Here is a 12384-nt window from a genome sequence, read left to right as displayed (position 1 = left end):
TAAATTTGTTTTTTCTATACTTAGATTGCTACCCTTTTTAAAAGGGCTATTTTTATGTTTTAATAAAAAGAATATACTAAGAGTTCCGTATAAATTATTTATTTTAATGTAGTTAAATGTGCTTGTATATGTGAAATTAGAGAGGGAAGCTGTGTAGAGATGTTTCTACACAGCTTTTTAGGATATGAAAAAATTGCCAAAAATATGTTAAAATAACATTGTCATACAACAAGGGGGATTTGTTTTATGGAAAATGAACATCTTGCTAAAGTAGACTTAACGAAAAAAATTGAATCAAAATCTAAGTACAATAAGAAACTCGAAAAATATCAAAGGCGCTTATTAGCATTACAACAAATTTTGAAAGAAGAAAAAATCGCGGTTATGCTTGTTATGGAAGGATGGGATGCGGCTGGTAAAGGTGGGGCAATTAAGCGGGTGACGGAACATCTTGACCCACGTGGGTTCCAAGTAGATCCAATTGGAGCGCCTGCACCTCATGAAAAACGTTACCATTATTTGCAACGTTTCTGGCGCAAAATTCCACAGTACGGGCAAATTACTATTTTTGATCGCTCATGGTACGGTCGTGTGTTAGTTGAGCGTGTTGAAGGTTTTGCTACAAAGGAAGAGTGGATGAGAGCATATGATGAGATTAATGATTTTGAAAAACTACTAACAGATGACCATTACATAATGGGGAAGTTCTTCTACCATATAAGTAAAGAGGAACAGTTAAAGAGATTTAAAGATAGAGAGAAAAATCCTTTGAAAAGATGGAAAATTACAGACGAAGATTGGCGTAATCGTGAAAAATGGGATGAATATGTTGAAGCGATGGAAGACATGTTTGAAAAAACAAGTAAGCCAAATGCGAAGTGGCATATTATTGAAAGTAACGATAAATTGTATGCTCGTGTGAAAACGTTAAAAATTATTATTTCATTCATTGAGGATTATTTCTTAGAACATGGTATAGAATTGCCTTCTTATTATTATGAAATGAAAGAGGATATTGAAGTTTTGCAAGATGTAGGTGTGAAAGAGTAAAAAAGAAAATGGCCCTGTGAATTGGTGAAACCAAATTATGGGGCTTTTTTATTTAGAAACATTTTACAATTAACAGAATAAGGTATATAATCAATAATCATATTAACATTGTTAATATGATTATTGATTATATAATGTGTGGGGGTTTTACTTTGAAGGGAAGAGATGTTGTTTTAGGTTTATTAATGGAAAAGGAATTGTCTGGGTACGATATTAAAATTGTGTTTGAAGACGTATTTACTCATTTTTTTGATGGAAGTTTTGGAATGATTTATCCAACGTTACGACAATTGGAGAATGAAGGGAAAATAAAAAAAGAGGTTGTCATGCAAGAGGGGAAACCGAATAAGAAAATGTACTTTATTACAGATGAAGGACGTGAAGAGTTTTATCAATACATGCAGACGCCTGTAGAGAAGGATGTTTTACGTTCGGATTTTTTAATGAGAATGTATTTTGGTAACTATAGTGATGATGTAACAATAAAAAAATGGATTAAAGATGAAATTGAAAGAAAAGAAGCGTACATTGCAGATCTTCGATTGAAATATGAAAAGTGGAGAGTAGGTATTACTTTCGTCGAAGAAATTTCACTAGATGTAGGTATTGCATCGTATAGTGCACAAGTGGAGACTTTGAAGAAAAAATTAAAAGAGTTAGAGGCGAAAGAAAACAATAAAACAGAAGAATGAAAAACGCGTTCACAATAAATAAAGGGGTATATAAAGATGGAGCAATCAAAGGGTATTAAGATTGTCTTTTTAATGTGTCTAGGTATCTTTCTTTGTATGATTGATACGACAATTATGAATATAGCTTTACCGGCAATACAATCGAGTGTAAATACTTCGTTAGAAAAGATGTCTTGGGTATTAAATGTTTATACAATGACGATTGCAGTACTTGCCATTCCGTTAGGGCGGATAGCTGATATCTTTGGAAAAGCAAAGATGTATATTCTGGGTCTGGTGATTTTTGGTGGTGGATCGGTACTTTGCGCTTTTGCTAATACAGGTGATTTTCTTATTTTTTCTCGTTTTATACAAAGTATTGGGGCAGCGATTTTATTTCCAACAAGTATGGTAATTGGTGTATCAGCTATGCCATTAGCTAAGAGGCATGTTGCGCTTGCAATTTTAGGAGTAACACAAGGATTGTCAGCTGCTATGGGACCAGTAATAGGTGGAATTATTACGCAAAATTTAGGATGGAGATGGGTGTTCTTCGTTAATGTTCCGGTTTGTATAATAGGAATCGTGTTATGTTGCATCATGCTACAAATAAAAAATGAAGAACGTATTATCTCAAAAATAGATTGGATAGGACTACTATTAAGTAGCACAGCAATTTTTTCATTTACTCTCATATTAGTAAAAGGTAATACATGGGGATGGCAAAGTAATATTGCTTTGTCTTGTTATGCAATTAGCACTATTTCTCTTATTCTATTTATTTTAGTAGAACGAAAGATTCATAACCCAATGGTGAATTTAAAGTTATTTCAAGATCGAATGTTTGTCGGAGCGTCGATCGTTGTTATATTGAGTAATTTATTTTTAATTGGAGTTACTGTATTGCTTCCAACGTTCTTGACGAAACTACAGGGTCGAACGGAAATTGAAGCGGCTTTTTTAGTGACACCTATTTCAGCAATGATATTTTTTGTCTCACCAGTTGCAGCAACTTTAATTAAAAAACTCGGAAAAGTAACTATTATTTTGTCAGGATTTCTTGTTATGGGGCTTTCCTACTATTGGTTGCAAATGATTGATGTTCATTCAACAAATATAGAAATTATTATTCCATGTATGATATTAGGTGTTGGATATGGTTTAGTAGTGGGGCCAATTACAGTTTTAAGTGCGTCTTCGTTTGAAGGAGAATTGTTAACTGCTTCTCAAAGTGTTGTATCAATGTTACGACAAGTCGGAATTGTATTGGCAGTCGCAATATTTGTCTCTAACTTAACTCACAATTTAACTGTAAATAAAGAAAAAGTATATCGTTATGCAGAAGAAAAGGTGCGTACTATTCATGTGAATAGTACTGAGCAAACTGAAATTTTACAAATGACTAAAGAGAAAATAGAGAATCAAAGTTTAGAGTCGAATATAAATAAGAAACAAAATGCAATGACAATGGGATTAAGTAAAGAGAAAAAGGAAGAATTGATTCGCGACAAGACGGATGAAATATTAAGAAAAGTTCCAGTAGAATATAGAGATGTAAAAAGAGAAGAAGTTATGAGGAAAGTGACAAAAGAAGTTGAAAAACAAGAGGAAAGTATAAAGAAAGAGGTACTCACATTTTCAAATGATGTGAATCATTATGCCAAGAATCAGATGGCTATGAGTTTTACAGATTTATATAAAGCAAGTGTGCCAATTATTTTAATTTGTGCTTTCGTAAGTTTGTCGTTTTGGGAAGGGAAAGCTTTGAGTAAAAAGAGAAGGGGAAGATTAGTAGAAGAAGCGTAAAGAAAAACAGGCTATAGCAGCCTGTTTTTTCATTGTTTTCTCCTTACATATTGTGAATGGTAGTATTTTTAATATAGCATGGGATAAGTCGAGTATGATTAGAAAGTTTTTTAGAATGAAAGGAAGGAATGGAAAATGCCATTGAATATGTAACGTTATACATAGTACATTAACAAGAGGGATTAATTTTAAAAGGAGGATGGGGAATTGCTAGATAAGGCAGGGGCTTTAATAGATAATCATGTGTACACAGAAGAAGAGCAACAAAAACTATACAAACGAACGTTAATAATCGTCAGCATTTCACAAATGTTTGGCGGTGCAGGACTAGCTGCTGGTATTACAGTGGGCGCACTTCTTGCGCAGCAAATGCTTGGAACAGATGCGTTTGCAGGATTACCAACTGCTATGTTTACATTAGGATCGGCATTAGCAGCTTTCATAGTAGGGAAGCTTTCGCAACGATATGGACGCCGGATAGGTCTTGCAACAGGGTTTATAGTAGGTGGATTTGGAGCAATTGGTGTTGTAATGGCAGCTTTAACAAATAGTATTATTCTTTTACTTATTTCTTTACTTATATATGGTGCTGGTACAGCCACGAATCTACAAGCTCGTTATGCAGGTACAGATTTAGCAGATAAGAAGCAGAGAGCAACGGCTGTTAGTATTACGATGGTAATGACGACTTTCGGTGCAGTTGCAGGACCAAATTTAGTAGGGGTAATGGGAAGTTTTGCTCATTCAATTGGAGTTCCTAAACTTGCAGGTCCGTTCATACTATCGGCAGCAGCATTTATACTGGCGGGTCTAGTTCTTTTTGTTATGCTTCGTCCAGATCCTTTGATTATTGCTAACATAATAGAAAGATATAAACAGGAACATACATATAAAGGACAACCAATAATAGAAGAAGCGAAAGAAAATAAACGAGGTATTACAGTTGGAGCAATCGTAATGATACTTACGCAAATCGTGATGGTTGCGATTATGACGATGACGCCAGTTCATATGGGACACCACGGTCACGGTTTAAGTGCAGTAGGACTTGTGATAGGTTTTCATGTAGGTGCAATGTATCTTCCATCTCTCGTTACAGGAATGTTAATTGATAAAATTGGCCGAACTACAATGAGCATAGCTGGTGGAGTGATTTTACTTGCAGCGGGTGTCATAGCTGCGATAGCGCCAAGTGATTCTTTATTATTATTAATCGTTGCTCTGTCTTTACTTGGGCTAGGATGGAACCTCGGATTGATAAGTGGTACAGCACAAATCGTTGATTCCACAACACCGTCTACACGTGCTAAAACACAAGGGAAAATAGATGTTTTTATTGCGCTAGCTGGAGCTTCTGGTGGAGCAATGTCAGGTATGGTAGTAGCGAATTCAAGTTATGCGGCATTGTCATTGGCTGGAGGCGTGTTAGCGTTATTACTTATTCCTGTTGTGATATGGTCTCGAAAAGGGGCAAGAAATTAAATGAAAAAGAGGTTCTAGTTACTGACTAGAGCCTCTTTTTATACACTTAAATTAAATTCCACTCTACAATAAGCCCTAAATGCGTAAGTCCGCCACCAAATCCGTATAGTAAAAGTGTGTCTCCGTTATTTAATTTCCCTTCTTTTATAGCTAAATTTAAAGCGAGTGGAATGGTGACTGAAGAGGTATTCCCCATATATTCCACGCTCGTTAATGTTTTTTGTATTGGAATTTGAGATTTTTCGCAAATAGATTCGATCATTCGTAAGTTAGCGCTGTGGGGTATGAACCAGTCTATATCATCTACTTGCATATTTACGGTATGTAATAAATTTTTTATGCCTTTTGGTACCGTGCGTGTTGCCCATTTATATACTTCTCTTCCATTTTGAACGATTTTTTCATTTGTTTGCAGTGGTGTGCCATTCATAGTAGTAGATAAGTTTGTTCTATATAGATGAATGCCGCCATCACCGTTTGTTCCCATGTGAGCAGCGATAAAGCTTGGGGTGTTTTCATCTCTTTCTAATAAAATAGCTCCAGCACCATCACCGAATAAAATACAGGTCGTTCTATCGGTATAATCAGTAACTTTAGATAATGTCTCTGTCGCTACGACAAGTACTTTTTCATGTGATCCAGAAGTGATTAAGCTATTACCGACGTGTAGTCCATATGTAAAACCAGCACAAGTTGCATTTAAATCAAAAGCTAGTGTATGAGGTATGTTGAAGTATTGTTGTATTTGGCAAGCAACACTAGGGAAAACGTAATCAGCAGTAGTAGTAGCGACAATGATACAGTCGACATCTTCTAAGTTTTTCTTATATGTTGTACATAAATTTTCAATTGCTTTAATGGCTAAGTTTGAGGAGTATTCTTCGCCGCTAGCGATTCTTCTTTCCTTCATTCCTGTTCTTTGTACAATCCATTCATCATTCGTATGGACCATCTTTTCTAAATCGTTATTAGACAATATTTGATCTGGAACATAAGTACCAATTGCAGTAATACGAGATTTAGAATGCATAGGAACATCTCCTAACTTTTATTTTTATAACCTGATACTAATATTAGGTTATAAAAATGTCAATAAAGATTTTTGTTGTATTAAAACGATAATACTTAACTTACTATGAAGGAATTTGGCGAGTGCTGTAAAAATAATATACGAGAAGTTTCTAAAATTGATAATGAAGGGAGTTGAGCTCCTTGAAAAGGATTTTACACATGTTTCCTGTCGTTATCATTTGTAGCTTTATTCTTATTATTTTTCCAGAGAAATCTTATGCTTGTGATTGTATTAAAGTATCAACAGAAGATGCATTTCAAAAAAACGATGTAGTGTTTGAGGGAAAAGTAATTGAGGTTGGAAGGAAAGCAGGGGTTGGAACTGAAGTGTTATTTGAAGTGAAGAAAATTTGGAAAGGGACAACTTCTTCGCAAATTATCGTATATACAAAGGGTGGTGATTGTATGTTTCGCTTTGTAGAAGGAGGAGAGTACTTAGTATTTTCTACTCAAAGAGGATCAGAAAAACAATTACACACAAATAGTTGTAGTGGAACGAAGAGATTGGATGAGGCAGGGGCGGACAAAGCGGCTTTAAGTCAAATTGCAAAAGAGTCTGTTCCGACGAAGAAAGTGGATTTAAAAGGTGAGATGGTGAGCGGTTTAAATTGGCGGCAAGTTGCTATTATTTCCATTGGTTTGTTATTGATGATTGTTTTTGTTATTTTTATTGTGAGAAAAACTCGCAAAAAATGACGATTAAAGTAAAAATATAAAGATTTTCTTTAGTGTGATATAGGTTGTTAAAACTTGTGAAAGCGAATTACTTATGCTACACTTTATGTAACTTAAAATGAACGGAGGGGCTTCCTTTGATCTTAATCAGATTACGTCTCAATACTTTGTGCCAATAATTGAATAGCGCTCAAAGGCTCTGTCTGTGTACAGAGTGAACGGGATTGGTCTGCCTATTTTAAAGGAACCCTTTATTAAGCTTATATGTGAAAAAGAGGGAGGGACGAATACGCCCTCTTTTTGTTTTGCCTTTATAAATAGAATGGGATTGTATAAGTGAACACTTACTGTGGATACGTATACAATCTTGGGACTTTTTGACTATAAAATAGGATGAAAGCATAGCTTTCTTCTATTTCTTTGGTGAACCCTTATCCGTTTACGAAAACACAGGCAGCGACCTGTGTTTTTTATTTTACGTAATCGAAATGGAGGAATAAATATATGGAAGAAGTATTACAAAGAGCAGTTTTAGTTGGAGTAAATGTAGGTAATGAAGATGATTTTGCATATTCGATGGAAGAGTTAACAAATCTTGCGGAAGCTTGTGATGTAGAGGTAATTGGGCAAGTAACGCAAAATTTACAACGAGTAAATCCATCGCATTATATCGGAAAAGGAAAGATTGAAGAAGTTGCAGCGTATGTACAAGAAATAGATGCGAATATGGTTATCTTTAATGATGAATTATCTCCTTCACAAATTCGAAATTTAGAAGAGGATTTAGATTGTAAGGTAATTGATCGTACCATTTTAATTTTAGATATTTTTGCGCAACGTGCGAAAACGAAAGAAGCACAGCTACAAGTAGAAGTAGCACACCTTCAGTACATGATGCCTCGTTTAATCGGTCTTCGTGAATCGTTAGGGAGACAGAGCGGCGGCGTTGGTACGAAAAATAAAGGTGTCGGTGAAAAGAAGTTAGAGTTAGACCGTCGTAAAATTGAAGAACAAATTTCAGTTTTGAATAAAGATTTAGAAGCGCTCGTTGCCCAGCGTCAAACGCAACGAAAGCAGCGTAAGAAAAATGAAATACCTGTTGTAGCATTAGTAGGTTATACGAATGCAGGAAAGTCAACGACGATGAATGCAATGCTTGAAATTTATAATGGTACAGAAGAAAAACAAGTATTTGAAAAAGATATGTTATTCGCGACGTTAGAAACATCTGTACGAAATATTGATTTGCCAGATAATAAATCATTTTTATTAACAGATACAGTTGGATTTGTAAGTAAATTACCACATCATCTTGTGAAGGCGTTCCGTTCAACGTTAGAAGAAGTAGCGGAAGCAGACCTACTTATTCACGTTGTAGATTACGCAAATCCAAATTATGAACAATTAATTGATATTACAAATGAAACGTTAAAGAAAATTGGAGTAGAAAATATTCCAACGATCTATGCTTATAATAAATCAGATATGGTAGATGTTGAAATTCCGAAAGTGCAAGAAGATCGCGTTTATTTATCAGCGAAGAAACATGTTGGAATTGAAGAACTTGTAGAAATGATTCGCTCACACATCTATAAAGAATATACGAAGTGTGAAATGTTAATTCCATATGATCAAGGACAGGTAGTTTCGTATTTCAATAATCATGCACACGTTTTATCTACGAGTTACGAAAACGAAGGTACCAAATTACAAATAGAATGTAAGACGAGTGATTACGAGAAGTATAAGCATTTTGCAATTTAATGTAAGAGGCAACCCAGTATGTGATTGGGTTGTCTTTTTTTTGTACTGTTTTACCGCTGAAAGTTACAAGGATGCAAGCCAATGACGGGAGTTAAGTTATATTTCTGGAAAAAGAAATGAAAGCAGTATAGAATATAAATGTTTCAAAAGTCAGAATTTATTACACCTACTGTAATAAATATATATTTTGTACAGAAAGGGGAGATTCACATATGCAGGCAGTTTCACACAAAAAAACTGTAGAAACACCGACAATATATCGAATTTTATTTGCGATTAGCTTTGGGCATTTTTTAAATGATTCGATGCAAGCAGTTGTGCCGGCGTTGTTTCCTATTTTGGAAAAAACGATGAATTTATCCTATATGCAAGTAGGGTGGATTGCGTTTGCATTAAATATGACGTCATCGATTATGCAACCGGTGTTTGGTATGTATTCAGATAAGAAGCCGTCACCATTTTTATTACCACTCGGCATGTTTTCAAGTATGCTTGGAATGATTGGACTCGCGTTTGCACCAAACTTTATTATTGTTATTATTTCTGTTTTATTTATTGGTTTAGGTTCCGCAGTCTTTCATCCAGAAGGCGCTCGTGTTGCGTATATGGCGGCAGGTGCAAAACGAGGGTTAGCGCAAGCGATTTATCAAGTTGGGGGAAACACGGGGAATTCTCTAGCTCCTATTTTTACAGCGCTAATTTTCGTTCCACTCGGTCAAATTGGTTCATTAGGTTTTACAGCATTTGCAGCAGTAGGAATTGCATTATTAATTTTCGTATCGAATTGGTACAAAAATGAATTAGCAACCGGTGCTGTAAGAAGGAAGAAGAGGGCTGCACTTGAGGCGGAGAATGCAATTGTAAGTACACACATTAAATTCGTTATTATACTTCTTGTTTTTCTTACTTTTGTACGCTCTTGGTACGGTGCTGGTATCGGGAATTTCTATCAATTTTACTTAATAGAGCATTACGGTTTATCTATAAAAAATGCCCAGTATTTCGTATTCGCATTTATGATTGCTGGTGTGTTAGGCACTTTCTTCGGAGGACCGTTAGCAGATCGATTTGGTAAGAAAAATATCATCGTATTTTCAATGTTAGGTTCAGCGCCACTTGCACTGTTATTACCACATGTCTCACTTGTGTGGGTCGTACCGTTATTTTTATGTATCGGTTTTATTAGTTCAAGTAGTTTTAGTGTAATTGTTGTATATGCACAAGAGCTTGTGCCTGGAAAAGTGGGAATGGTGTCAGGATTAATCGTAGGTCTTGCATTTGGACTTGGAGCATTAGGTGCTGTAGTTCTTGGGAAATTAGCAGATATATATAGCCTGCAATTTATTATGCTATTATGTAGTTGTCTACCATTAATTGGACTCACTTCATGGTTACTGCCAAGTGATAAGAAAACGATAGAATAGGGGATGCGCTATGAAATTGTGTGAAAACGTTACGGAATTAATAGGAGATACACCTGTCGTCCGATTATCTAAATTTATTCCGGAAGACGCAGCAGATGTGTATGTGAAACTAGAAATGTTTAATCCATCGCGCAGTGTGAAAGACCGTGCTGCTTATAATTTACTTCACGTTGCAGAAGAAAATGGTCTCATCAAACCAGGAGATACAATTATTGAACCGACAAGCGGGAATACAGGGATTGGTTTAGCGATGAATGCAGCAGCTAAAGGGTATAAAGCGATTTTAATTATGCCAGATAATATGTCAAAAGAGCGTATTAATTTATTGAAAGCATACGGAGCAGAAGTAGTTTTAACACCAGCAGAACAAAGAATGCCAGGAGCAATTGCGAAGGCGTTAGAACTGCAAAAACAAATACCGAATAGTTTTATCCCGCAACAATTTGAAAATCCAGCTAATCCGAATATTCACCGTTATACGACTGCACTTGAAATTTACGAACAAATGGATGGAGAGCTTGATGCTTTTGTTGCAACGGCAGGAACAGGCGGAACGATTACAGGGACTGGTGAAACGTTAAAAGAGAAATTGCCAAACTTATATATTGCAGTAGTGGAACCGAAAGGATCTCCCGTTTTATCCGGTGGTGTACCAGGTCCTCATAAACTAGTAGGAACAAGCCCAGGATTTATTCCGAAAAACTTAAATACAGAAGTGTATAACGAAATTATTCAAATTGCAGATGAAGAGGCTTTAACGACAATGAGAAACTTAGCTAGACAAGAAGGATTATTAGTTGGGCCATCTTCTGGAGCATCTGTTTACGCTGCAATCATGATAGCGAAACGCCTAGGCGTTGGTAAAAAAGTTTTATGTATTGCGCCTGATACAGGTGAACGTTATTTAAGCATGGGGTTATTTGAATAAAAAGGATAGAAACACCTTAATAGTGAATAGCTGCTATTAAGGTGTTTGTTTTATGGAATGAAGAGGGGGAGAAGAACAATGAAACTATTAAAACCAATCCATGAATATAGTGAGCATATTACGGCGTATAGACAAGCGTTTTTACACTCAGGGGAACAACCACATGGAAGTAGTTCTTTACAAAACTTTGATTCTCTTGATGAATGGTTTGAAAAAGTGAGTAAACAAGAACTAGGAGAAAATTTACTAGCTAATCGAGTGCCATCTAGTCAGTTTTTAAGTTTTGAAAAAGGGGAACTTATAGGTTTTGTGAATATTAGACATAGATTAAATCCAGAATTATTACGGGAAAGCGGTCATATTGGATATAGTGTCCATCCGAATAAACGTCGCCACGGTTACGCTACGAAACAACTACAACTTGCATTAGCTGAAGCGCAAAAATTAGGATTGCAGAAAGTATTAATAACTTGCGATAAATCCAATATCGGTTCTGCTAAAACGATTCAAAAGGTTGGAGGTGTGTTAGAAAATGAAGTAGTTTCTTCTCGTACTGGTGAAGTTATTCAGCGCTATTGGATAGAAATATGATTAAGTAGGAATTTGAAAAGGTAATGCAAGCTGTAATATCGAAATAGATAAATGAAATATAGGGGATTACTGCAATTTTAGGGGGAAATGAAATGGGATTAAAAGAGAAAGCGATAGAGATTTCAGAGATTTATAGGAAAAATCCGAAAGTAGAAGCTATTATTTTAGCGGGTTCAGTAGCTAGAAAGCTTGAAGATGAACATTCAGATATAGAATTACATATTTTATGGTCAACACCGCCAGAAGATGAGGAGCGTAGGGCCCCTATTCATCATATTGATGGGACAATATTATCGTATCATCCGTATGAGGAAGAAGAATGGTCGGAAACGTATTTAACGAAAGAGGGAATTAAATTAGAGATTAGTAACTTTTTAACAGAGACAGTAGAGAAAGTGATTTCGGATGTGGTGGATCAATATGATATAAGTTATGAAAAACAATGTATTGTATCATCCATTCATGATGGTGTTAGTTTGTATGGAGAAGGGAAAGTGAATGAATTAAAAGAAAAAGTAGCGGCATATCCAGATGAACTAGCAAAACGGATGATTTCAGAAAATCTATGGTTAAGTAATCGTTGGCACAATCGAAAGGCGCTTTTAAAACGGAAAGATTGGCTTATGCTTTATGACGTTATTTGCGAAGTACAAAGGAACATATTCGGTGTTTTATTTGGTTTGAATAAAATGTACGTACATCATCCAGCGTTTAAATGGATGCCTAATAATGTGGAACGAATGACTATTAAACCTGAAAAATTATATGAACGTATGGCGGACACATTAATAGGGAATCCAGAAAAAAGTGTGCAGGAGTTAGAGTTGCTAATAGAAGAAGTGTTGCAACAAGTTCATACATACGCGCCAGGAGTAAATGTGGATGAGCAAGAAAAATCTATTTTTTATTTTGTGAAATAGAA

General features: G+C 35.6%; 11 protein-coding genes. 10 read left to right on the top strand and 1 reads right to left on the bottom strand.

The genetic code is table 11. The features are described from left to right. The first annotated feature begins 246 nt into the window (after window positions 1-246). The 4 genes from ACUN13_RS06660 to ACUN13_RS06645 all read left to right on the top strand — a co-directional run bounded on the left by ACUN13_RS06660 (window position 247) and on the right by ACUN13_RS06645 (window position 5009). On the top strand, window positions 247-1050 hold the full coding sequence (locus ACUN13_RS06660; protein WP_088344795.1) for a polyphosphate kinase 2 family protein: 804 nt from the start codon (window positions 247-249) through the stop codon (window positions 1048-1050). A gap of 152 nt (window positions 1051-1202) precedes the next feature. Then, on the top strand, window positions 1203-1742 hold the full coding sequence (locus ACUN13_RS06655) for a PadR family transcriptional regulator (RefSeq protein WP_000678334.1): 540 nt from the start codon (window positions 1203-1205) through the stop codon (window positions 1740-1742). Window positions 1743-1778: 36 nt separating this feature from the next. After that, window positions 1779-3527 (top strand): MFS transporter, encoded by a 1749-nt coding sequence (locus ACUN13_RS06650; protein WP_089607365.1) that lies wholly within the window; start codon window positions 1779-1781, stop codon window positions 3525-3527. A 207-nt stretch (window positions 3528-3734) separates the two neighbouring features. After that, a complete protein-coding gene (locus tag ACUN13_RS06645; protein WP_000884507.1) occupies window positions 3735-5009 on the top strand; it encodes an MFS transporter in 1275 nt (424 codons plus the stop codon). Between the two features lie 46 nt (window positions 5010-5055). Here ACUN13_RS06645 and ACUN13_RS06640 read toward each other — a convergent pair whose 3' ends face one another. Next, the gene (locus tag ACUN13_RS06640) at window positions 5056-6039 is read right to left on the bottom strand and encodes a ketoacyl-ACP synthase III (protein ID WP_000555760.1); all 984 of its coding nucleotides are present in this window, start codon (window positions 6037-6039) and stop codon (window positions 5056-5058) included. 200 nt (window positions 6040-6239) lie between these two features. Between ACUN13_RS06640 and ACUN13_RS06635 the strand changes: the two genes are divergently transcribed. From ACUN13_RS06635 to ACUN13_RS06610, 6 genes are all read left to right on the top strand, one after another. Then, entirely contained in the window at window positions 6240-6776 is a 537-nt protein-coding gene (locus tag ACUN13_RS06635; RefSeq protein WP_002204811.1) for a hypothetical protein, read from the top strand. A gap of 483 nt (window positions 6777-7259) precedes the next feature. Then, the gene (gene hflX / locus ACUN13_RS06630) at window positions 7260-8519 is read left to right on the top strand and encodes a GTPase HflX (RefSeq protein ID WP_000393283.1); all 1260 of its coding nucleotides are present in this window, start codon (window positions 7260-7262) and stop codon (window positions 8517-8519) included. Between the two features lie 212 nt (window positions 8520-8731). Further along, window positions 8732-9943: an MFS transporter gene (locus ACUN13_RS06625; RefSeq protein ID WP_001149398.1), complete on the top strand. Its 1212-nt coding sequence runs from the start codon at window positions 8732-8734 to the stop codon at window positions 9941-9943. Window positions 9944-9953: 10 nt separating this feature from the next. Then, entirely contained in the window at window positions 9954-10871 is a 918-nt protein-coding gene (cysK, locus tag ACUN13_RS06620) for a cysteine synthase A (protein ID WP_000762273.1), read from the top strand. A 78-nt stretch (window positions 10872-10949) separates the two neighbouring features. Beyond that, window positions 10950-11462, top strand: coding sequence for a GNAT family N-acetyltransferase (locus ACUN13_RS06615; protein ID WP_000771270.1), 513 nt, complete (start codon window positions 10950-10952; stop codon window positions 11460-11462). Window positions 11463-11554: 92 nt separating this feature from the next. Beyond that, entirely contained in the window at window positions 11555-12382 is an 828-nt protein-coding gene (locus tag ACUN13_RS06610; RefSeq protein WP_088346761.1) for a DUF4037 domain-containing protein, read from the top strand. Window positions 12383-12384 lie beyond the last annotated feature (2 nt).

It is taken from the genome of Bacillus cereus group sp. Bce041 (genome assembly GCF_052646455.1).
This window is presented reverse-complemented; position numbering and strand designations above follow the sequence as displayed.